Source organism: Clostridium uliginosum (assembly GCF_900112485.1).
Classification (GTDB): Bacteria; Bacillota; Clostridia; order Clostridiales; family Clostridiaceae; genus Clostridium; species Clostridium uliginosum.
Genome location: NZ_FOMG01000002.1, coordinates 140,848 through 164,796, shown reverse-complemented (window position 1 = coordinate 164,796; position 23,949 = coordinate 140,848). Strand labels below are relative to the sequence as shown.

At 27.4% G+C, this 23,949-nt stretch carries 23 protein-coding genes; 19 read left to right on the top strand and 4 right to left on the bottom strand.

The features are described from left to right. Window positions 1-26 precede the first annotated feature (26 nt). Both BM027_RS02250 and BM027_RS02245 read left to right on the top strand, forming a co-directional pair. Window positions 27-938, top strand: coding sequence for a 3'-5' exonuclease (locus tag BM027_RS02250; RefSeq protein ID WP_090088411.1), 912 nt, complete (start codon window positions 27-29; stop codon window positions 936-938). An 86-nt stretch (window positions 939-1,024) separates the two neighbouring features. Then, window positions 1,025-1,444 carry a CBS domain-containing protein gene (locus BM027_RS02245; protein ID WP_090088409.1) on the top strand — a complete coding sequence of 140 codons (420 nt, stop codon included), beginning with the start codon at window positions 1,025-1,027 and terminating at the stop codon, window positions 1,442-1,444. A gap of 219 nt (window positions 1,445-1,663) precedes the next feature. Here the strand turns inward: BM027_RS02245 and BM027_RS02240 are convergent, their stop codons facing one another. From BM027_RS02240 to BM027_RS02230, 3 genes are read right to left on the bottom strand one after another with little or no spacing between them, the layout of a single operon-like run. Then, a complete protein-coding gene (locus tag BM027_RS02240) occupies window positions 1,664-2,320 on the bottom strand; it encodes a DUF1292 domain-containing protein (protein ID WP_090088408.1) in 657 nt (218 codons plus the stop codon). An 8-nt stretch (window positions 2,321-2,328) separates the two neighbouring features. Further along, window positions 2,329-2,982, bottom strand: coding sequence for a PspA/IM30 family protein (locus tag BM027_RS02235; RefSeq protein ID WP_090088406.1), 654 nt, complete (start codon window positions 2,980-2,982; stop codon window positions 2,329-2,331). A gap of 23 nt (window positions 2,983-3,005) precedes the next feature. After that, a complete protein-coding gene (locus BM027_RS02230; RefSeq protein ID WP_090088404.1) occupies window positions 3,006-3,722 on the bottom strand; it encodes a hypothetical protein in 717 nt (238 codons plus the stop codon). Between the two features lie 472 nt (window positions 3,723-4,194). Between BM027_RS02230 and rpsA the strand changes: the two genes are divergently transcribed. Next, window positions 4,195-5,343 carry a 30S ribosomal protein S1 gene (rpsA, locus tag BM027_RS02225; protein ID WP_090088402.1) on the top strand — a complete coding sequence of 383 codons (1,149 nt, stop codon included), beginning with the start codon at window positions 4,195-4,197 and terminating at the stop codon, window positions 5,341-5,343. Between the two features lie 351 nt (window positions 5,344-5,694). On the opposite strand, the gene pyk is transcribed toward rpsA, so the two are convergent. After that, on the bottom strand, window positions 5,695-7,113 hold the full coding sequence (pyk, locus tag BM027_RS02220; protein ID WP_090088401.1) for a pyruvate kinase: 1,419 nt from the start codon (window positions 7,111-7,113) through the stop codon (window positions 5,695-5,697). A 205-nt stretch (window positions 7,114-7,318) separates the two neighbouring features. Here pyk and BM027_RS02215 point away from each other — a divergent pair, with 205 nt between their 5' ends. The 16 genes from BM027_RS02215 to BM027_RS02140 all read left to right on the top strand — a co-directional run bounded on the left by BM027_RS02215 (window position 7,319) and on the right by BM027_RS02140 (window position 23,778). Next, on the top strand, window positions 7,319-8,773 hold the full coding sequence (locus BM027_RS02215; RefSeq protein ID WP_090088399.1) for an aminoacyl-histidine dipeptidase: 1,455 nt from the start codon (window positions 7,319-7,321) through the stop codon (window positions 8,771-8,773). A 354-nt stretch (window positions 8,774-9,127) separates the two neighbouring features. Then, window positions 9,128-9,640, top strand: a complete 513-nt coding sequence (locus BM027_RS02210; RefSeq protein WP_090088397.1) for a GNAT family N-acetyltransferase — start codon at window positions 9,128-9,130, stop codon at window positions 9,638-9,640. A 159-nt stretch (window positions 9,641-9,799) separates the two neighbouring features. Further along, window positions 9,800-10,462, top strand: coding sequence for an SPOR domain-containing protein (locus BM027_RS02205; RefSeq protein WP_090088396.1), 663 nt, complete (start codon window positions 9,800-9,802; stop codon window positions 10,460-10,462). A gap of 245 nt (window positions 10,463-10,707) precedes the next feature. Next, a complete protein-coding gene (locus BM027_RS02200) occupies window positions 10,708-11,274 on the top strand; it encodes a Maf-like protein (protein WP_090088394.1) in 567 nt (188 codons plus the stop codon). 42 nt (window positions 11,275-11,316) lie between these two features. Then, window positions 11,317-12,006, top strand: a complete 690-nt coding sequence (radC, locus tag BM027_RS02195) for a RadC family protein (protein ID WP_090088392.1) — start codon at window positions 11,317-11,319, stop codon at window positions 12,004-12,006. Between the two features lie 21 nt (window positions 12,007-12,027). Continuing rightward, a complete protein-coding gene (locus BM027_RS02190) occupies window positions 12,028-13,047 on the top strand; it encodes a rod shape-determining protein (protein WP_090088390.1) in 1,020 nt (339 codons plus the stop codon). Between the two features lie 4 nt (window positions 13,048-13,051). Further along, complete coding sequence (gene mreC, locus BM027_RS02185) at window positions 13,052-13,894, top strand: rod shape-determining protein MreC (protein WP_090088388.1); 843 nt, start codon at window positions 13,052-13,054, stop codon at window positions 13,892-13,894. A gap of 11 nt (window positions 13,895-13,905) precedes the next feature. After that, window positions 13,906-14,397, top strand: coding sequence for a rod shape-determining protein MreD (gene mreD, locus BM027_RS02180; protein ID WP_090088386.1), 492 nt, complete (start codon window positions 13,906-13,908; stop codon window positions 14,395-14,397). Beyond that, window positions 14,394-17,336, top strand: a complete 2,943-nt coding sequence (locus tag BM027_RS02175; RefSeq protein WP_090088385.1) for a penicillin-binding transpeptidase domain-containing protein — start codon at window positions 14,394-14,396, stop codon at window positions 17,334-17,336. The genes mreD and BM027_RS02175 overlap by 4 nt, the downstream gene beginning before the upstream one ends. A gap of 547 nt (window positions 17,337-17,883) precedes the next feature. After that, window positions 17,884-18,528, top strand: a complete 645-nt coding sequence (gene minC, locus BM027_RS02170; protein ID WP_090088384.1) for a septum site-determining protein MinC — start codon at window positions 17,884-17,886, stop codon at window positions 18,526-18,528. A gap of 25 nt (window positions 18,529-18,553) precedes the next feature. After that, window positions 18,554-19,351: a septum site-determining protein MinD gene (minD, locus tag BM027_RS02165; RefSeq protein WP_090088381.1), complete on the top strand. Its 798-nt coding sequence runs from the start codon at window positions 18,554-18,556 to the stop codon at window positions 19,349-19,351. Window positions 19,352-19,362: 11 nt separating this feature from the next. Then, window positions 19,363-19,629: a cell division topological specificity factor MinE gene (gene minE, locus BM027_RS02160; RefSeq protein WP_090088379.1), complete on the top strand. Its 267-nt coding sequence runs from the start codon at window positions 19,363-19,365 to the stop codon at window positions 19,627-19,629. A 157-nt stretch (window positions 19,630-19,786) separates the two neighbouring features. Beyond that, window positions 19,787-20,920, top strand: a complete 1,134-nt coding sequence (rodA, locus tag BM027_RS02155) for a rod shape-determining protein RodA (protein WP_090088377.1) — start codon at window positions 19,787-19,789, stop codon at window positions 20,918-20,920. Window positions 20,921-21,135: 215 nt separating this feature from the next. Then, window positions 21,136-21,495, top strand: coding sequence for a methylglyoxal synthase (mgsA, locus tag BM027_RS02150; RefSeq protein ID WP_090088375.1), 360 nt, complete (start codon window positions 21,136-21,138; stop codon window positions 21,493-21,495). A 586-nt stretch (window positions 21,496-22,081) separates the two neighbouring features. Beyond that, window positions 22,082-22,900: a M23 family metallopeptidase gene (locus BM027_RS02145; RefSeq protein WP_090088374.1), complete on the top strand. Its 819-nt coding sequence runs from the start codon at window positions 22,082-22,084 to the stop codon at window positions 22,898-22,900. Window positions 22,901-22,929: 29 nt separating this feature from the next. Continuing rightward, window positions 22,930-23,778 carry a site-2 protease family protein gene (locus tag BM027_RS02140; protein ID WP_090088373.1) on the top strand — a complete coding sequence of 283 codons (849 nt, stop codon included), beginning with the start codon at window positions 22,930-22,932 and terminating at the stop codon, window positions 23,776-23,778. Window positions 23,779-23,949 lie beyond the last annotated feature (171 nt).

Here is a 23,949-nt window from a genome sequence, read left to right as displayed (position 1 = left end):
TGCCTAAGATAAAAGGGGTATGGAGTATGGGGTATATTATTATTGATTTAGAGTTTAATAATTTGAAAAATATAACTAAATATCAAGAGAATTTTTTTGAGGTATATAAGGATTTAGAGTCAATAAATTTAGAAAATGAAATTATAGAAATAGGTGCTGTAAAAGTAGATAATTATATGAAGACAGTTTGCGAAATGAGAGAATATATTAAGCCAACTATATTTCCTATTATGAATCCTGTAGTAACTGAAATAACCAAAATAAAAATGAATACTTTAATTGAAAAAGGTATTTCTTTTAAGGAAGCAATAAGTAAATTGAAAGATATGATTGAAGAGGGAGATGTTATTTGCTCATGGGCAAAGGATGATATAGTTGAGTTGATTATAAATTCTAATTATCATAATTATACTGATTTAAGCTGGATTAGACAGTATTTAGATCTTCAAGAGTATTCAACAAAGATACTAGCACATAAGAAGGCTCTAGGACTTAAAAGTGCTTTAGATGAATTAAAGATTAAAGTTGATGATAAAAAGTTACATGATGCTTTAAATGATGCACAGTACACGCTATTAGTATTTAAACATATATATAATTCAAGAATAGTTAAAAATTATATTGTTAAAGACATATATAATATGCCTGCTATACAAGTTAATAATTTAGAAAGCATTGAAATAGATGAGAACAAGGTTAGCTTAAAGTGTCCTAAATGTAGTAGTAAAATTAATTTGGAAGAATCATTTAAACTTTTAAGTTGGAGATTTGTGTCTCTAGGAATTTGTTCAAAGTGTAAAAATAAGGTGCTCAGTGAAATAATTATAAAAAGAACTCTTAAAGGAGAAGAGGTTTATAATGAGATTAATACAGTTATAAAAGAAGAAGCATATTTAAATTATAGTTATAAACTTGAAAAATTAAATACTTTGAAATAACGGTTTTAGATTAAAGCATTTTTATTTAAAATATGTTAAAATATAATTAGAGAATAAAATTAATAATTACAAGAGAGGATTTTATTATGAATATAGCCTTTTTTCTTACTCCAAAGAATGAAGTGGTGTATGAAAGTGAAGAAACAACAATGAGACAAGTTATGGAGAAGATGGAACGCCACGGTTATACAGCTATTCCGCTTATAGATAAGGAAGGTAAGTATGTAGGAACATTAACAGAAGGAGATTTATTGTGGAAGTTGAAAAATACTCCAGATTTAAATTTTAAGAATACTGAGTCTGTAAAGGTTAGAGATATCCATAGAAGAATATCTCCTAAATCTGTTTCAATTAATGCAAATATTGAAAGTCTAATATCATTAGCTATAAACCAAAATTTTGTTTCAGTTGTTGATGATAATGGAATATTTATAGGTATAATTAAGAGAAGTGATATAATAAACTATTGTTTTAATGAAATTAAAAAGAGCAAAGATATAATTTAGGTATATGAAAAATGAATGTAAGGCATTGTAAAATAAATAACTAGTCAAGGATTCTTGGAATTTTTTAAACTAGACAAGGAAGTGAATGTAGTTAATACTTCTGTTATTAGCTACATTTGCTGATGTAGTATAGTTCAAAAAAGACAAGAAGACTGACTAGTTATTTATTTTTATGTGCCTAAATAGATTTGAATAAAAACAAATCTATTACAGTCATTTTTAGTAATCTGAGTTTTGATAAGTTTCAACTATAAAGTCAAATTCATCTACATTAGTTATTTCTCCGAAAGAATCTCCTTTAATGCCTGGATAGTAATATAAGACTAACTTATCATCAGAAGACAATATATTTTCTAATAAAATATATTGGTTATCTAAAGAACAATTTTCTATAGTAGCCAAAACCTTATACTTTGCAGAAGACCCTGTATCATTATTAGTTAAATCTACAGTAAAGTTATCATGTTTTCTAACATTAGCCTTTTCTTTATCACAAGATTTTATAAAAGAACCATATCTACAACTTGTACATGATTTAAATTTGCAATCAAAAACACAATTTAAACATGCACAGCTAGAACATTTTTCTAATTCATTAAATGATTCTCTATTTTTAATTTTATAGTTTTGAGCTGTATCTATAGACGGATTACCTTTAAAAATTTTTAAAAATCCTACTTTCTTAGAATCTAATTGTGCAGAATCTAAAAGTCTAATATATTCTTGCAATATAGATGATTTAATATAGTATTTTCTTGATTTTAAGATATTTTCAGAGAGAAAAGGGGATATTTCACTAATAGCATAAGCTATATCAGTATATATTTTCCCCCAATAAGTGCGTTCATCATTTATGAAATCAATATCTTTACTCATAAAAACACCTATTTATTATTCTTATATTTTTCTAATTCAAGATCTAAATCAACTTCGTCTAATTTTTTAAATTCACTATCAAAATCATCTAAGTCTCTTAATTCTCCTAAACCTTGAGCAAGAGATTCTTTTCTTTGAATTTTTCTCTCAATACTATCAATTTGTATTGAATTATCTTTAGTTTGTACATTAGCAAGAATTTCATTTACTTTTTCAGAAGCTTGAGCATTTGAATATCTTGCAGCAGCTTCATCTCTGTAGTTTCTGGTCTTTGTAATTTCTTCTTCTAGTTCACGTAAGTTTTTCTTTAATGTATCAGCTTGAACTCTTGAGTTATCATAGCTTACTTGTAATGATTCACACTTTTTATCAACTTCAACTTTTCTAGCTAGAGCTTTTTTAGCTAACTCTTCATTACCTTTAGATAAAGCTAACTTTACCTTTGCATCAAAGTCATCTGATTCCTTTTTTGCTACATTTAATTTCTTTTCGATTTCATGAACATTTCCTAAGATTTGGGCAGAATTTAATTTTGCTTTACTAAATTGTTCATCCATATCTCTTAATTTTTGGTCAAGTAATTCTATTGGATTCTCCATTTCATCTAAAGTGTCATTCACCTTAGCCTTAAACATATTTGATACTCTTGAAAAAATTCCCATGTTAATACCTCCTAAAGTATATATTATTTTCTGTTTTTCTTTAAATATAATTTAATTAATATAATTATTAATATAAATATTGCACCTAGGCTTAAAGCATTAATAAATAAGCTTGAAGCAGAACCAAAATAGAAAGGTCTGTAATAACTACTTCCCCCAAACCAACTAAATCCTCTTGAATTTGATGGCGAACTATATGTTTGAGAGCCACTTTGCTGATTGTTACTATTTGTACTTGATGAGTCAGCTGTATTTTCATTAGTGGTAGATTTATCAGTAGATGAATAAGATCCACTACTAAAGCCTTTTGAAGCACCAGTACTTGATTTACTTGAATCAGTAGCTGCTTTATCTGTGTTTGTTGAATCTATTTTATCAGATGATGTACTATTATCAGCTTTATTTGAAAAACTTCCTGATTTAAATCCTTCAGCACTTTTATCACTAGTAGTTTTTGTTGTTGAACTAGAAGATTTATTACTAGAAGAACTTTTAAATCCTCCAGATTTAAATCCACCTGAACTGGATTTTGATGAGCAATATATTCCACTACTGTTTTTTGATAACACATTAGTAGTGTCTGATGGTAACATAGTGCTACTAGCATAAGCTAATGTATTATTTTGTTGAGTTATTTTTGTAACTGATAGTACATCTAAAGGTAAACTTGTAAGTGAAAATAAAAAGACTAAAAATATAGTAAATATATGTTTTTTATTAATCTTGGAAATAGTGAGCACCCCCTAAAAGATTATGTATTTATTATATGAAAAAGATTCAATCTATACAATATGGGAAAAGAATCAAAAAAGCAGTAAAAAGATTAAATAGACAATATTAACTCTTTAAATCTAATAGTATCTTACATTTAATAGTAATACAAAGTATATTATATAGTATTAAACAACCTTTATATAAAAACTTAATTTATTTAAACTTATCTAATTAAATTATTATATCATAACAATACTATAAGGCACATTAAAATATACGTCGCATCTTTGACTTGCTATTTTCTTTAATATGCCTAAAGTGATTAGAAGGCATGGCGCTTGTGTAAATTTATTTATTGGATTAAAATTATATTAATTAAGTTTAGGCATTAGGCACATTCAAAAAAATAATATACCAGTATGCTTGTCTATTTTGCATCTTTGGTCTATTATTTTCTTTCATGTGCCTTATTAAAAATAATATTAAGGGAGTGGTAATATGTCAGATTTAACAACAAATAATATTATGAATGATTTTTTAGATGATTATGATGTAAAAAAAATAAGTAAGGGTGAAATTTTAAAAGGAAAAGTTATAGAAGTTAATGATAAGGAAGCTGTAGTTAATGTAAATTATGCTTTTGACGGATTAATATCTAAACAAGAATTATCATTAGATGATAAAAGTCCAAGTGAAGTACTTAAAATAGATGATGAAATTGATGTATATGTTATATCTCCAAATGATGGAGAAGGATATGTTGAACTTTCATTAATAAAAGTTTTAGCTATTAAAGAAAGAGAGGAAATAAAAAAAGCATTTGAAGAAGAAAAAAATATTGTGGTATATGTAAAAGAAGAAATTAGAGGAGGATTACTTGCTTATTATGGTAATATAAGAGTATTTATTCCAGCTTCTTTAGCATCAAGAAATATGATAGATTTAAAGACTTTAGTAAATAATGATTTGGAAGTTAAGATTATTGAATTAGATTTTAGAAATAACAAAGTAGTAGCTTCAAGAAAGATCATTGAAGTAGAAGAGTATCAAATTAATAAAAAAGCTTTATGGAACTCTTTGAAAGAAGGAGAAAAGAGAACAGGTGTAGTTAAGAAGCTAGTTAAATATGGTGCATTTGTAGATATTGGAGGAATAGAAGGATTAATTCATATTTCTGATTTATCATGGAATAGAGTAAATAAACCAGAAGAGATAGTTAAAGAAAATGATAAAGTTGAGGTATACATAGGATCTATTGATTTATCAAAAGAAAGATTATCTTTAATACTAAAAGATGTAAACAAAGAGCCATGGACATTACATGAAAATGAAATTAAAGAAGGAAATATTTTTGACGGCAAAGTTATAAGATTGACTTCATTTGGTGCATTTGTTCAAATATTTGAAGGAGTAGAAGGATTAGTTCATATTTCCGAAATTACTGATGATAATATAGCAAAACCTTCAGATATTTTAGAAGTTAATCAAAATATAAAAGTTAAAGTATTAAACTTTAATAAAAACGATAAGAAATTAGCTTTAAGTATAAAAGATGTAAATGAAAGTAATAAGGAATATCTTAAATATGTAGATGAAGAAGATGGAGTATCATTAGGAGAACTATTTAAAGACTTTAAATTTGAATAAGCCTAATAATAAAATGGCTTTGTTTCAAAACCGTGTTGATATTGTTATATAAAGCTCATGGACTGTGAAATTTACTTTAAGAACTCTAAAATGAATAGTAGTCCTATTAATGCATGTTCCCAATCAAAGATTGTGACAAGCAATTAATAGTACAAATATTCATTAAGAGTTCTACAAAGCAGCTTTCAATGCCAGTGCGCTATTATATAACAATATCAACACTTTTCTAAAACATAGCGAATAAAATAAATAAAAAGTTGGAGGCATAGTATATATTAAAATACTATGCCTCCATATGTTTTAGATAGTTTATAAATAATTTTAAAAAATAATAATTATATAGTTAATATATTAAAGCTTTTCAATCTTTAACATATTTGTACCACCAGTTTGAGTTGTTGGCATTCCAGCAGCAACTACAATATCTTCACCTGGTAAAGCAAAGTTTAAGTTAAAGACAGCTTTTCTAGCTTCTGTTAAAATTTCATCAGTAGTATTATACATTTCACAAAGTATTGGCAAAACTCCAAAATTTAAAGATAAACTTCTTCTTACTTTATCATAAGGTGTTATTGCGATAACAGGTGATTTTGGTCTATATCTTGAAATTAGTGTAGCTGTAGCACCACTTTTTGTAGCAGCAACAATTGCTGAAGCATGTAATAAGTTTGAAGTTCTACAAGCTGTATAACTTATTGCACCAGCATAATCATTAAGAGAAGGTTCTCTTAATCTTGTAGTTAATTGATTATAATCTAAATGTGCTTCAGCCTCTTTTGCAATTTCTGACATTGTTTGTGCAGCTTCAATAGGGAAATGTCCAGAAGCACTTTCACCACTTAACATAATTGCATCAGTTCCATCAAATATAGCATTACATATATCACTTGCTTCTGCTCTAGTTGGAATAGAATTTCTAATCATGGAATCAAGCATTTGAGTTGCAGTTACAACAACCTTACCAGCATCATTACATTTTCTGATTATCATTTTTTGGATTATAGGAACTTTTTGAATTGGAATTTCAACTCCCATATCTCCTCTTGCAACCATAACACAATCAGTTTGTTCAATAATAGCATCAATGTTATTTACACCTTCTTGATTTTCAATCTTAGCTATTACTTTAATATGCTTACCATTATTTTCTGCCAAAATTTTCTTTACTTCTGTAATATCACTAGCTTTTCTAATGAAAGAAGCAGCAATGAAGTCAACTCCCATTTCACATCCGAATTTTATATCTTCTATGTCCTTTTCTGTTATAGATGGTAAGTTTATGTTTACATTAGGAACATTGACACCTTTATGATTTTGAATTTTTCCACCAACAATTACAGTACATTTAATAGCTTTTCCTTCAACTCCTGTAATTTTAAACTTTAAAAGACCATCATCAACAAGAATGTCTCCACCAATTTTTACATCCTTGCAAAGTTGTTCATAAGATATTGAACATTTTGTTTCATCTCCAAGAATTTCTTCTCCACAAATAAAAGAAAATTCTTGTCCATCTTTAAGATCTACACCATCATTTATAAAGTTATGAGTTCTAATCTTAGGTCCTTTGATATCTAAGATTAGTGCAGTAGAAGATCCCATATCTTTTCTTATTCTTTTTATTAAGTCAATTTTTTCTTTGTGTGTTTCATGAGTACCATGTGAAAAATTTAATCTTGCAGCACTCATTCCAATCTCAATAAATTTTCTTAAGGTCTTCTCATTGTCACTTGCTGGTCCAATTGTAAAAATCATTTTTGTTTTTTGCATATTAACACCTCACCTGTAAATTTTAAGTAACTTAATTATATTTATGTAATACTAAAGTAAATAATAAAATTAAATTTAAAGAATACAAATTTATCTATATTTTATGATAATATATAGATAATATAATTAAATATATATTTTATTATAAACTTAAGAAAATACATTATGTTAATTTTATCACACATTTAGGAAGGAAAGAAGAATTATGAGAAAATTACAACAAATTAATTGCAAAAAAGTTTTTTATTATTTTGAAGAAATATCTAAAATACCTAGAGGATCTGGAAATGAAAAGGGAATAAGTGATTATTTACTTGAATTTGGTAAAAATCTAGGATTAGAAGTAATACAAGATGATGCATTAAATATAATTATAAAGAAACCAGCGTCAAAAGGTTATGAAGATGCACCGACAGTTATAATTCAAGGACACATGGATATGGTATGTGAAAAAAATAACGATACTATACATGATTTTACTAAAGATCCTATAGAATTAGAAATTAAAGATGACTATATTTATGCAAAGGGAACCACATTAGGAGGTGATGATGGTATTGCAGTAGCTTATGCAATGGCATTATTAGAAGATAATACTTTAGAACACCCAGCACTTGAAATATTATTAACAACTGATGAAGAAGCAGGTATGAGTGGTGCTATAGCATTATCACCAGATTCTTTAAGTGGAAAAATTGTTTTAAATTTAGACTCAGAAGAAGAGGGAAAACTTTTAGTTAGTTGTGCAGGGGGAATTAGAACTAAATCTAGTTTAAATATAGAATGGGAAAATCCAAAAGAAAGTACAAAAGAATATGAAATAAGAATTAAAGGATTAAAGGGTGGACATTCTGGTGCAGATATACACTTAGGAAAAGGAAATTCTATTAAATTAATAGGAAGAGTTCTGAAGAATATATTAAATCAAATGGAATTAAATATAATTTCATTAAATGGAGGATCTAAAAATAATGCTATTCCTAGAGAAGCAGAAGCAAAAGTTTTAATAAATTCTAATAATGAAGATGAATTTTTAAATATCATATCTACATTAAGAAAAGATCTTAAAAATGAATTTAAATTAAAAGATCCAAGCATAGAGTTAGAAGTAATAGAATTAAAAGAAAATGTTGAAAGAGTATTTTCAAAAGATACTACAAAAAACGTAATCAATTTATTATACTTGTATCCAAATGGAATAAACACAGTAAGCTCTGAGATAGAAGAATTAACAGAGAGTTCAACAAATATAGGTGTTCTTACAACTAATGATAGTTGTATTGAATATGATAGTGCAGTAAGGAGTTCAGTTTTTTCTTTGAGAGAAGAGATAGTTCAAAGAATTAAAAGTTTAACTGAAATCTTAGGTGGTACTATTTCAAATACTGCTGGATATCCAGAGTGGCAGTATAAAGATGATTCAAAAATAAGAGAAATATGCAAAGATGTTTATAAAACTATGTATAAAAAAGAAGCTGAAGTTGTAGCTATTCATGCAGGTGTAGAATGTGGATTATTTAAGGAAAAGCTAGGAGATTTAGACATGATAAGCTTTGGACCTGACTTAGTTGATATACACACTCCAAATGAACATATGAGTATATCCTCTGTAGAGAGAGTTTGGGAATATCTATTAGAAGTTTTAAAGAAAATTAAATAAAAAACGTTTTAGAATTATTTTTATTTGGCTCTGTTTTAATATAGTGTTGGTATTGTTACATTTTTGTTGATTGGGCATTAGAATTTAACTTTTAGAACTCTTAATGAATATTGTCACATTAATTGCTTGTCCGAAGCTTGCCTTTGGAGCAAGCTGGAATGGGACTATACTCATTTAGATGTTCTTAAGTTTAATTCTTTAGCTCAATGAACAATATGTAACAATATCAACACGGTTTTAAAATAGAGCCTCTTATTTTTAATTTATTTGTTTTCTAATTTTAATAAAGGATATACAACTTAAATGAAGAATAATTGTAATAAATAACAAAATAAGACAGAGGAGAGTAGTGTATTGGTAAACATTGAATTTAATTATGATGATTTTAAGATAACAAGTGTTAAAAGAGAAGACATAGATGAGTTAAATAAGTGGATTCTTTTAAATGATAAATGTAATGAGGATGCATTTTCCTTAGATAGGCAATTATTCTACAGAAGATTTTTAGAATATTATTTGACTGAAGAGGAACTGTTTATTAAAATAGAAAAAAATAATGAAATATGTGGAGTTTTTAAAGGAAGATTTGAATTGGAAGAAAAATCGGAATTGTTTATTTGGTTGTATATAATAGATTCAAAATTTAGAAATAAGGGATTAGGTAATGAAATTTTAAAAGAAATTTTAAAATATTTTAAAAAATTTTATTATATAGAACTTTTTAAGGTAGGAGTTAACGTAGAAAATAAAAAAGCAATTAATTTTTGGAATAAGGCAGGTTTTACTAAGCTAAGGATATCAAAAGATTTCTTTGAAGATACTGAAGAAAACACAGCAGATTTAATAATATTAACTAAATTGGCATAATATTAGCAAGCTTAAAAATGTTTTTTATTTAAAATGCCTAACATAATTCATATAATTGTAACCTTAAGAATAATTATAGTATATATAAATAACTTAGTTAATGGATTTATTATGAATTCATTCTTTAGAATTATATTTATAAAAATTAGGGGGTATTATATGAGATATACAAGATATGAGTATAAAAAACATGGAAAGATAAAGTTTTTATGTACTATAGCAATAATTGCAGGACTATCTATTATAATTGGATTGTGTTTTAGTAAATCTGTATTTAAAGGTAAATCAAATAGTAATAATTTGAATCAAAGCGTTAGTGTTACTAATAACGAAGATTTTATAGCTTTACAATATGGTTATTATGCTAAAAAAGAAAATGCAGAAGCTATTATTAAGAATATACCTTCTAAGTACAACACTTATATAGTTGAAGAGGAAGGTAAATATAGAGTAATTATAGGGTTGTATTTGCAACAAGATGGATTAAATGAATTAGAAAAGTTAACATCTCAAGGGATAAATCTTGTTAAGGTTAATTTTAGAATTCCTAATAATAATTTAGAGAATAAAAAAATAGCAGAAATAATTGAAGGATTTTTGAAAATAAGTAATAAGCTAGAAGAATCAGAAGTTAAAAGTATAAAAACTTATGAGTATAAAGCATGGTGCTTAGAAATTATTAATAGTGAAAATTCAGATGACTTTAAGGAACTAAAATTAATTGGAGAATATGTTAATAATTTACCAGAAAAAATAGATAAAACCAATGTTGATATTAATTTGAAATATTTTTATGAAATAATCAAAAAATATAAAGTATAATAATTTATTACAATAAAATTAAATTTCTATAAAAAGCTTATAACTTGCCTTAACATACTTGTTTAACAACAGCTTAAATGATAAACTATATTGGTGTAGTAATGATTGACATCTTGTGACAATTACTTACTACACCTTAATAATTAATAACTAAATTTTGATTAATTAAGGAATAAAAATATGTCTATAATTAGTAAGAATTGGGGATAATTATTTAGTAATGGTTCTTTAGAGGATGTGAGTATATGAAAATAATATTGGCCTCTGCTTCAGAAAGAAGACAGGAATTGCTAACAAGATTGGTAAAAAAGTTTGATATAATGGTTAGTGATTTTGATGAAAGTCAGATAATTTTTGAAGGTTCTAATGATAAATATGTTCAAAGTATAGCTTTAGGAAAGGCTCTTGATATTAAAAATAAGATTAATGAAAATGCAATAATAGTATCTGCGGATACTGTAGTTACATTGGATGGTAAGATATTAGGAAAGCCAAAAGATGAAGAAGATGCATTTAATATGATAAAATCTCTTCAAGGAAGAAGTCACTTTGTTTACTCTGGAGTTGTAGTAATTAATACAGCATTAAATAAGACTATAAAAGATAGCTTATGTACAGAAGTAACTTTTTCACAAATAAGTGATAAAGAAATTAGAGAATACATAAAAACAAAAGAACCTTTAGATAAAGCTGGAGCTTATGGTATTCAAGGCATAGGTGGGGTATTTGTAAAAGAAATTAAAGGTTGTTATTACAATGTGGTAGGGCTACCTTTAAATAAAGTAAAAACTATGCTTGAACAAATTAAATAGTTAAAAGGGAATGGGGTATCTTATGTTAAGAGGAGTGTAATAATGTACAGTAATCTTAAAATTAAGGATATACCTAAAAATGAAAGGCCTAAAGAAAAATTGCTATCATATGGAGCTGAAACTTTAAGTAATTCAGAATTATTGGCGATTATATTAAGAACAGGTACTAGAGGAGAAAATGTACTCGCATTAAGTAATAGACTTCTATCAGAATTAGAGGGACTAGATGGCGTGTTAAATGCATCTCTCAATAATATAACTTCAATTAAAGGAATAAAAGAAGGAAAAGCATCTCAAATATTAGCTTTATCTGAGCTTTTTAAAAGGTTTAGAACTTTAAAATCTACAGATAAAGATGTTAAAATCACAACTCCAAAAGATGTAGCAATGGTACTTATTGGAGAAATGTGTGAATTAAAACAAGAAATATTAAAAGTAATATTTTTAAACACAAAAAATATTATTATTGGTACAAAAGATGTCTTTAAAGGAAGTTTGAATACATCTATTGTTCATCCAAGAGAAATATTTAAGCAAGCAATTAATATGAGCAGTGCAAAGATAATTATAGCTCATAATCATCCATCAGGTGATCCAACACCTAGTAAGGAAGATGTAAATATTACACTTAGGATTAAAGAGTGTGGTAATATTATGGGAATTGAATTGCTTGACCACATAATAATAGGAAAAGATAGCTTTATTAGTTTGAAAGAAAAAGGACTCGTATAGATTGAAAGGGGAAAAAATATAATGGGATTTTTTGGATCTGGAAAAGACATGGGAATAGATTTAGGAACAGCAAATACTTTAGTCTTTGTAAAAGGTAAAGGAGTAGTGTTAAGGGAGCCATCTGTTGTTGCTATGAATAATGTAACTAAAAAGACACTAGCTGTAGGTGCTGAAGCAAAACTTATGATAGGAAGAACACCAGGTAATATAGTAGCAATAAGACCTTTAAGAGATGGAGTAATTGCAGATTTTGATGTAGCTCAAATAATGCTTAAAAAATTGATTGAGAAAGTATCTACAAAGAGTGCATTTAAGAGCCCAAGAATAATAGTTTGCTATCCTTCAGGAATTACTGAAGTTGAAAAAAGAGCTATTGAAGAAGCAACTAAACTTGCAGGAGCAAGAGATGTTATATTGATGGAAGAACCAATGGCTGCTGCAATCGGAGCAGGCTTACCAGTAAGTGAACCAACTGGTAGTATGATAGTAGATATTGGTGGTGGAACAACAGAAGTTGCTATTATTTCTTTAGGCGGAATAGTAACTAGTAGGTCATTAAGAGTAGCTGGAGATGAGTTAGATCAAGCAATTATTTCTTACATTAAGAAAGAATTTAACTTAATGATAGGAGAAAGAACTTCAGAACAAGTTAAAATGGAAATAGGTTCAGCTCATATAATTGAGGATGAAGAAAGTAAATTCATGGAAATAAAAGGAAGAGATATGATAAGTGGTCTTCCTAAGGTTATAGAAATTACTGAAGCTCAAATAAGAGATGCATTAAAAGAGCCAGTATGTGCAATTATAGAAGCTATTAAGACAACTTTAGAAAAAACCCCTCCAGAACTTGCGGCAGATATAATGGAAAAAGGAATTATGTTAGCCGGTGGAGGAGCTTTATTAAAAGGCTTGGATGTATTAATAAATAAAGAAACAAATATGCCTGTACATATAGCAGAGGCACCTCTTGATTGTGTAGTTTTAGGAGCTGGAAAAGCTTTGGAAGATTTTGATAAAATTAGTAGAGATGAAAGAGGTTAATTAAGTGAAGCTTCTTAAGAATAAACTGGCAGTAACTATTATAGTGCTGTCAGTTAGCTTTTTAGGGTTAATAGTTTATACTGTCAAGAGAGATAATAAAAGTATGATTGAAAATGGAGCGGCGAATACTTTAAAGCCTGTACAAATGGTAATTTATAAAGTTACTGATAGAGTTAAAGAAACATTAGATTTCTTCTTAAATTTTTCAGAAGTAAAAAATCAGAATAAAGATTTAGTAAATAAAAATGAAGAACTTAAGAGCAAAATACTAGAATACTCTGCATTAGAAGAAGAGAATGGAAGATTAAGAGAAATAGTAAATTTTGCAAATGAAAAAGACAACTATAATTATATAGGTTGCGATATAATAGGAAATAGTGGTGGAAATTTTTTAGACGGATATCAAGTTAATAAAGGTGAAGATAAAGGAATAAAAAAAGGTATGATTGTAATTTCAGCTAAGGGACTTGTAGGTCAAGTAACTACCGTTGGAAATAATTGGTGCACAGTTCAATCAATAATTAATGAAAATATAGCAGTTAGTGTTATGGACCAAAGCACAAGAGAAACAACAGGATATTTAAAAGGATTTAAGGACCAAAATAGAAATTTAACAAAAGTATATAGCCTTCCAATGGATTCTGATATAAAAGAAGGTGATGTAATTATGACTTCTGGAGTAGGTGGGATTTATCCTAAAGATATTAAAATTGGAGAGGTTACTCATGTTGATGAAGATAAAATAAAAGTAATGAAAACAGCTGTTGTAAAGCCGTATGTTGATTTTAATAAACTAGAAGAATTGTTTATTGTGTCTCCTAAAGATACAAGAGAAATTAAATATTAGGAGTTTTAATTATGGAAAAATTAATAGTTACATTAGTTTCTATAGCATTAGTTATACTGGATAATTCTTTAGTGCCTTTTTTTTCAATTAATGGAATATATCCAAGTTTATTATTTACATTTGCTATTGCATATGCACTTATAAATGGAAAATCAAAAGCTGTTTTTATAGGGGTATTAAGTGGAGTATTACAAGATATATTCTTTTTCAATGGCTTTGGAGTAAATTCATTTTTGAATTTACTTTTATGTTTATTAGCCAGTATAATTGGAGAAAGCATATTTAAAAGTAAGAGATTAATACCTGTAATTTCAGTTTTTATTATTACTTTATTAAAATACATAGGAATTTTTATAATATTTTATCTTATAAAGATAAGAGTTGATTTAACAAGAAGTTTTATTATGGGATTATATAATGCAGTAATAATGTTCCTTGGGTATAGATTAGTGATGAAAATTCCTAATGAGGAATATAAAAGACGTCCATGGAGGTTTAAATGATAGTAAATAAGCCAACAAAGAAAAAAAAATTTTCTAGATATAAAGTTTTGTCTATTATTATGTTTATAATCTTTGGTGCAATTACTACAAAGTTAATATATCTTCAAATTTTAAATTATGATAACTATAAAGAAAAAGCAAATGCTAATTCTACAAGATTCGTATCAGAAAAAGCTCCTAGAGGAAAGATATATGATCAAAATGGTAATATATTAGCTACCAATATACAAACATATGCATTAACATATACAAAGACTACTGATGCAGATAAACAATTTTATTCTACAACGAGTGAACTTTTAAAAATACTGAATGAAAATAATGAGGCTTTTCAAGATAATTTATTTTTAAAAATAGATGATAATAATAACATATACTTTGAATATAAAACATCAGATGCAGATTCAAAAAAGCATGAAGAAATAAGATTTAAAAGAGATAGAGGATTAAATGATTCAATACAAAAAGAGTTATTTAAAGGTGTCGAGGAATTAAGCGATAAACAAATTGAAAAAGTAGATAATGAATTAGCCAAAATAAGTGCTGAAGATACTTTTTACTATTTGGTTAAAAGTTATAATTTAATTTCTAGTGTTGATCCAAATCCTACAAAAGAACAAAGTAAAATATATGATAAAATGGATGGAAAAGAAATAACAAATATTTTATTAAATAATGGGTATTCTTTAAAGGATATTAGAAATTTTATAGTTATAAAAGATGCTATAAAAATGCAGAGCTTTAAAGGTTATAAAGCTGTAACTATTGCAAGTAATATTAAGAAAGATACTGCAATTGTAGTATATCAAAAACTTATTGATTTACCTGGTATAGGTGTTAGTTTAGAACCAATAAGATATTATCCTAATAATGAATTAGCATCTTCTGTGTTAGGATATGTATCATCTATTGATAGTTCTAAAACAGAAAACTATCAACTTAGAGGATATGATGTTTCATCAGATTTAATAGGTAAAACAGGAATAGAATCCTCATTTGAAGAACAATTAAAAGGCGTTAAGGGAGGAACTACTGTTAAAGTAAATTCTCAGGGAAGAGTAACTGAAGAATTATTTAAACTTGAATCTTATCCAGGCAATGATGTTCATCTTACAATAGATGATAATATTCAGTATGCATCAGAACAGGCTTTAGCAGATGGAATTAAGAATATACAAACCAATTCTTCGGATAATGGTTATTCTTATAAAAATGCAACAAGAGGAGCATTAATTGCAGTTGAGGTTAAAACAGGAAGAATTTTATCTTTAGTAAGTTATCCTAGTTTTAATCCGAATTTGTTTACAGTTCCAGGAAAGTTAACACCAGAGGAATACAAGAAATATTTTAATCCTGACTTAGATGCTTTTGGAAAAGAATTAATACAAAGAATGGGATTAAATAAAACTGTAGAGGATTTATTCCCAATGAAAGATGGATACAGAACAGATAAAAATTATTTATATCCAAGTGCAGTTTATAACTATGCTACAATGTCATTAATTCCACCGGGCTCTACATTTAAGCCACTTACAGCTGTTGCAGGTATAGAATCAGGTGCAATAAAGCCAGATGAAATTATTGTAGATAGAGGTAAGTTTGATGAACATCCTGAAACATTTGGTAAGGGGTTTGCTCCATCAGGTATAGAGTACAGGAATGGTGGTTTTACTTATGGACCAGTAGGGTTAGCGAAAGCAATACAAGATTCTATTAACTATTACTTCTATGAAACTGCATATAAATTATATAAGTTAAATGGAGGGGACCCTAGTGCATTAGATTCTATTGCAAAATATGCTTGGCAATTTGGATTAGGTTTTGATCCTAATAGCAAAGAAAAACATACAACTGGAATAGAAATAGAAGAAAGTTTTGGTCAAACATATAATTTTAAATCATGGAAAGAGATATCTATAGCATATGATAAATATGAACTAGTTGATTATTTAGAAAAAGGTGAGTATAAAGGAACGGGAGCTACTTTCATTCCATTTGATATAAGAGTATCAGAAGATGATAATGAAGAAGTTAAGAGTGCTAAACAATCCATAAAAGATAAGGTTTCAGACATTTTAAGTAAAGTTGGAACTGATGAAAAGCAATTAAGTCATGATGATTTTGCTAAGGATGTTAAAAAGGATGTTAAAAATATAATGGAACATTCTGATGAATATAAGAGTAGAGTGCAAAAGTTTGAAGCATCAGGAAAGAAAGCAAATTTAGATAATCAAGCATCAACTGTAGCAGAGAGTATAGCACAGTTTACGATTAATGATAAGTCTGGAGAAATAAAAACACCTGGTCAACTTGTTTATGCATCTATAGGTCAAAGTATGAATAACTTTACTCCACTACAATTAGTTTCTTATGTTTCCACACTTGCAAATGGTGGAACAAGATATAAACTTCATTTGGTAGATAAGGTTACAGATAATGATGGGAATGTAGTACAAGAATTTAATTCAGAAGTTTTAAATAAAATAGATATTAAAGATAGTACATTAAAGGTTATTAAAGAAGGTATGTCAGCGGTTAATAATGAAGAAGGTGGTACAGCAAAAGCAGCATTTGCAGGCTTCCCAATCCCAACAGCTGGTAAAACTGGTACAGCAGACTTTGCAGAAGATCAACATGAAAGAGGAAGATCACCTTATGCAACATATATAAGTTATGCTCCAGTCGATGATCCTAAAATAGCTGTAGTTGCAGTAGTGTTTGATGGAGGTCATGGTGGATACATTGCACCAGCAGTTAGAGCAGTTTATGAAGCCTATTTTAAAGATGAACTATTACAAGAGAGGCCAAATTATGCTTCAGAATCAGCTTCTTTCAAAAAATATGTTATTGATAATCCATATTCAAAGACTAAAGAACAGATTCAGACAGAAAGTGCAAGTAATGCTAAAAATGAGACTTTAACTAAAATTAAAGATTAAACTTGATCTAAAAACGTACAAAATTAAATTAAAATAAGGCGTCTGTCTTATCATACAAATAATTTAATTGTATGATGTATATTCAAAAAAAGAAATAGAAATAACATTTGTGGAAGAAGCTATTAGTGAAATTTTTCTAGTCTTCTGAAATAGATGTTGTTTCTATTTTTTTATTATTACTTCACCTAGTAATTTTATTTCATATGCTTAAAACTAATTAAAAATATATACAAAAATATTAGAATAATGTTATAATTTAAACTAGGTTGTAGTATTTACAAAAATGAAATATTAATAGATTTTTTATATATAAAATTTATCCGACCGCTATCATTGCTAATACTGCCTACTTATCTATAAAAGTAGAACTTAAGCAGTGCTATGCGCCTGGATAAGTGAGAGTTTAAATCTTGTATTTGGATTCTCGAACTTACTTGACGAACAACTGTGAGGAGAGAAGTTCTTCTAAGACTCAGATGGTAAAAATAAAGTCTTTCTTATAAAGCTACGTCACCTGAGACTAAGAATCACTTGATTGGAGGTAGCAATGCATAATGATGGTGTTTTGATAAAAGGTAATAAAGAAGGTATAAATGCAACAATTGATATGGAGAAATTTAGTTGTTTTGAAGATATGCTTGAAATTTTAGTGAAAAAACTTTCAAAAGGCAAGAATTTTTATAAAGATACAACCTTAATTTTAAATTTGAATTTAAGTTTAATTAATAAAAAAAATATTGAACAACTTAAAGAAGTACTTTTAAATGAAATAGAATTAAAAGAAATTATTTTTGAACAAATAGATCAAGAAGACAATGGTAAACAAATGAAAATGTTCAATGGTGTATATGAAGGAAAAACTAAATTTATAAGACGTACTATTAGGGGTGGACAATGTATAAATTACCAAGGAAATATAGTTATAATTGGTGATGTTAATAGTGGAGCAGAAGTTCATGCAAGTGGAAATGTAATTGTTTTAGGAGCTATAAAAGGGTGTGTGAATGCTGGTAATACTGGTAATAGAAAATCTGTTATTGCTGCTTTTTTACTGCAACCAGAAATTTTAAGAATTGCAGATGTAATAACTATTTCACCAGATGATATAGAAAAACCACAATATCCTGAATTAGCAAAAATTAAAGATGGTATAATTATAGTTGAACCATATTTACCAAATAAATATATATAAATATAAGGTCGAAGGAGAATGTTAAATGGGAGAATCTATCGTAGTAACTTCAGGCAAAGGTGGAGTTGGAAAAACAACCACGACAGCTAATATAGGTACAGCTTTAGCTGCAATTGGAAAAAGAGTAGTAGTTATTGATGGAGATACAGGACTTAGAAATTTAGATGTATTATTAGGTCTAGAAAACAGAATAGTATATACAATAATTGATGTAATAGAAGGTAGATGTAGATTGAAGCAAGCTCTTATAAAAGATAAGAGATTTCAAAATCTATGTTTATTACCTACAGCTCAAACAAAAGATAAGGATGATATAAGTCCACAAGAAATGTTAAAAATAGTAAATGAGCTTAAAGAAGAATTTGATTATGTAATAATAGATTCACCAGCAGGAATAGAACAAGGATTTGAAAATGCAGTTATAGGAGCAGATAGTGCTATTGTTGTTGTAAATCCAGAAATAACATCAGTTAGAGATGCAGATAGAGTTATTGGAAAACTAGATGCAAAAGGACTGGAGGATCATAAGTTAATAATAAATAGACTAAATTATGAAATGACTAAAAATGGAGATATGCTTGACATAACTGATATTATAGAAACTCTATCAATTGAATTGTTAGGAGTTGTCCCAGATGATAAGAACATAACTGTTTCTACTAATAAGGGAGAGCCTATTGTTTTAGAAGAAGGATCATTTTCAGGGCAAGCTTTTAAGAATATAGGAAAAAGAATTACTGGTGAAAAAATTGAAATTATGAACTTACATCAAGAACAAGCAGGATTTTTCACATCATTAATTAAGCTATTTAAGCGTAAATAGGGGGCATAGATATGGGATTTTTCAGGGGATTGAGTAGTAAACCAACACCAAAAGAAGTGGCAAAGGATAGATTAAAACTTATTCTTATACATGATAGAGGTGAAATTCCTGTAGAGACGTTGGAAAAAATAAGAAAAGAAATACTTGCAGTAATATCTAAATATATAGAAATACAGGTAGATGATGTTGAGATATCTGTAAATAAAAGTGATGATATTGAAGGAGAAAACGCCTCTGCATTAATTGCAAATATTCCTATTAAAAATATAAGAAGATAAAATAAAACTTAGTTTTATAGAGACTCAAGATATTATATAAAATTGATATAAGATTATTAAGATTTTATTATAATTTCTTGAATAGATAGTTTTTTATAGAGAAACATAATATACTATAATGATTATTATAAAATCTCTATTTACTCGAGGTGAGAAATTGTTTAGAAATTTAAAAATTGATTTAAGATTAATTAAAGAAATTGATAAGACTATATTAATTTCTACAATGCTTTTAATTCTATATGGAGTATTAAATTTATATCTTTGTACAAAAGGTAATCCCGATTCTGCATTTACGATTGCTAGAACCCAACTTGTTTGGCTTATAATATCTGTAGTTGCATTATATTTTTTTGTTGCAGTAGATTATACAATAATTTTTGACTATGTACCAATTTTTTATTGGGGTTCTGTAGTGTTACTTTTGATAACAAAGTTTGCAGGAGTAGTTGTTAATGGAGCAAGAGGGTGGCTTAATTTTGGGCCAATTCATCTTCAACCAGCAGAAATTGCAAAGATAGGAATTATATTAATGTTAGCTAAAAAACTAGATGAGATGGATGGTGAAATAAATAATGTTAAGAACTTTTTCATTCTGGTGTTTTATGCAATGGTTCCAGTTATATTCATAGTTACTCAACCAGATATGGGAATGACAATGGTTTGTTTTTTCATAGTATTAGGTATATTTTATACTGTAGGTTTGAATATGAAGGTTATTGGAGGAGGTCTTTTAGCATTAGTATTGGCTATTATAATAGTATGGAATTCAGGGGTTATACAACCATATCAAAAGCAAAGATTTACAGCTTTTTTAAATCCTGAGGCTGCTGATGCTACATCAGGGTATCACTTAACTCAGTCGTTGATAGGTATAGGTTCAGGTGGGATACTTGGAAGTAGACCTTCTTTAAAAAATGATGGAACTACGGGATATGCAGCTCAAAATGTTCCAGAAGTACAGACAGACTTCGTATTTTCAGCTATAGCAGAACAATGGGGATTGTTAGGAGCAATGCTTTTATTGACTCTATATGGATTTCTAATTTATAAAATGATTTCTATAGCACGAACTTCAAAAGATATTTTTGGTTCTGTTATATGTATTGGAATAGTGTCATATTTTTTATTTGCTATATTACAAAATGTGGGAATGACAGTAGGGTTGTTACCAATTACAGGTATAACTTTACCTTTAATTAGTTATGGTGGTAGTTCATTACTTACTACTGTTATGTCAGTAGCATTAGTATTAAATGTTGGTATGAGAAGAAAAAAAATATATTTTTAACTTAGATATATACGTTTTTAAAATTAGTGTTTATTTAAATTTGTTCAGAGTGTCTAGCATTTAACTAGAAGTTAATTTTATAAATAATTAATTAGAACGTATATATTAGGCATCTTTAAAAAATAATAAAATTTATATTAATGTGTGAAACAAAATATAGTATAAATATTTGATTTATTATATTATTTTAAATGCTTTAAAAGGGGTGTGGAAATATGAGAATTGCGTTAATAGCACATGATAAGAAAAAACATGAAATTATAGAATTTGCTAAGCAACATAAAGAAATTTTATCTAAGTATGAATTAGTAGCAACTGGTACCACAGGAAAAATGATATCTGAAGTTACAGGACTAAAAGTGAAAAGATATCTATCCGGTCCATATGGGGGAGATCAACAATTAGGTGGGCGTATTGCTGAAGGGACAATTAACTTAGTAATATTCTTTAGAGATCCACTTACAGCACAACCACATGAACCAGATGTATCAGCTCTATTAAGAGTATGTGATGTACACAATGTACCTGTGGTTACTAATGTAGCTACAGCCAATATTGTAATTAAAGAATTTTAAGCATCTATAAGGTATATTAAAGAAAATAGATTAGCATACTAACTAGTTATTTTTTTGAATATGTCTAAATAGAACTTTAGTAATTTGCGCTACAAAGACTTAAATTATAAAAAAGTCTTTAGGATATTTAAAATGGAACCTATATAAATAGACACTTATAAAAAGAGTCTATTTATATAGGTTCTATTTTTTTATATAGAATAATAATAACAGTAGAGGAGTATATCAACACTATATTAAAACAGAGCCAAAGATTAAAACTTGCAATTAGTTCTCATAATTTTTATTATTTTTAAATATAATCTAATAAGGCACATTAAAGAAAATAATAAGTCAAAGATGCGATGTATATTTTGTCTTAAGATGAGGTGCTACTTGAAGGTATAAGTTCATCTGAAATATAAAATTCCACCTGAAAAGTTTCACTTTATGCCAAACAAAGAGGAAAGATTAGTTTATATCAGACTATGGAGTAATATTACTGACGCAGTATGACACGAAATAGACTAGCTGACTTACTTGTTATTCATTTTAATGTGCCTAGGGTATTATTAAAAAATAATAAACGATTATTGGAGGAGAAACTATGAGTGACTATAGATCTCAGTATGAAAAATATTATAAAAATATTATGAAGCAAGGTAAAGGGAGAAGTGTTGGACATAATAGTAAAATCAATGAGTATCTTCCATTCAATAACACTAGGAGTAATTCTAAAGGAAAAACATATGGAATGGGCTCAGATAATATTAAAAAACAAACTAGTGTTACAACAAAACTAATAAGACAATTAACTGCATCTGTGGTTTTACTTGTATTATTTTTTTCATTAAAAGTTATACCTTTGCAAAAAACTAAAGAAGTATACAATTTTTCAAAACAAGTTTTAAATCACAAAATTACATACAATAATGCTATTGAAACTTTTAATAGGTTAAAAACAGTTAATTTAAAAGATAAAGCAATAGAATATATTGATGTATTTAAATCTAAAGCTAAAGTTATAGGAGAAGTTAGAGTTAAAGATAAAATCAAAGATGAATATTGTTTGCCGGTACTTGCTTCTTATGTGAAATTACAAGGAGATATACAGGGTGTTTTAATACAAGCTAAAGAAGGACAACAAGTAGTTTGCAGTATGGACGGGACTATTAGAAAGGTAACTGCTGGTGAAGGTAAACAGGATATTTTAATAGATCATGGAAATGGAGTAGAAACATATTATGGAATGCTTAAAAATGTAAATCTTAAAGAAGGAGATCAGGTTAAAAAAGGTGAGTATTTAGGTGATTGCAATAAAATTGAAGGTAGCGAAAAAAGTGGTATGATATTTAAATTTATTTATATGGGAAAGGAGCAAGATCCTACTGAATATTTAGATTTTTCTAATCTACAAAATGCATAAAGACTTTAGCAATGACACAGGAGTTGAACATGAAAAAATGGTATAAGATACTTGTTATAGAGCTTTTAATATTAATTGCTACTTTAGATTTTAAGAGTACAATTTTTATTAGTTTTTTTTGGATTATAGCACATGAATGTGTTCATATTATAGTTGCAAATAAATTTAAATGTAAATTTTACAATTTCAAACTTAATATATTAGGGGTAAATGCAGATTTTAGTGATATTGATGAGTTATCCGAACGAAATAAGTTGATATTATATTTTTCTGGACCTTGTTTTAATCTTTTTATGGCAGTATTTCTATGCTTTTTAGAACAATATTTTAGTTACGATTTTATAAAAACTAGCATAGATATTAATTTAAGTTTGGGAGTTTTTAATTTGTTACCAGCTTATCCTTTAGATGGTTCAAGAATATATGAAATATTGCTATCAAGAAAATTTTTATATAAGGAATCAAAAAAAATAACTGAGATTTTTAGTTTTAGTATTTCCATTATATTGTTTATAGTATTTAATATAATGTTATTTTTACATAAGGTGAATATAAGCCTGTTTTTAGCAGCAATATTGATGACATATACTACATTTTTAGAAAAAGAAAAAACCATGTATATAATTATGGGAGATATGATAAAGAAAGTAAGAAAACTTCAAAAACATGATTATATAGAAAACAAATGTATTTCAGTATATTATAAAAAAGGCTTAGTTAACGTATTAACTTTAGTAGATAAAAATAAGTTTAATAGCTTTTATGTTCTTAATGATGATATGGAATTATTAGATATAATTCATGAAGACGAACTTATAAAAGCATTGAAAGAATATGGAAATATTACTTTAGAGGAATATATAATAGTAAGAAAATAGATACGCAGAGTAAGTGTTATTTTTTCAAATCAATAAATAATTAAAATTGGATGTATACTTTGTTCCATAAGATTAGAAAAATAGTACTAACTGTAAAGTATAATTTTTCTAATCCTATTTTAAAAGTATTCATCCAATTTCTTTGTTATTTTATTCCATGTGCCTAAATTA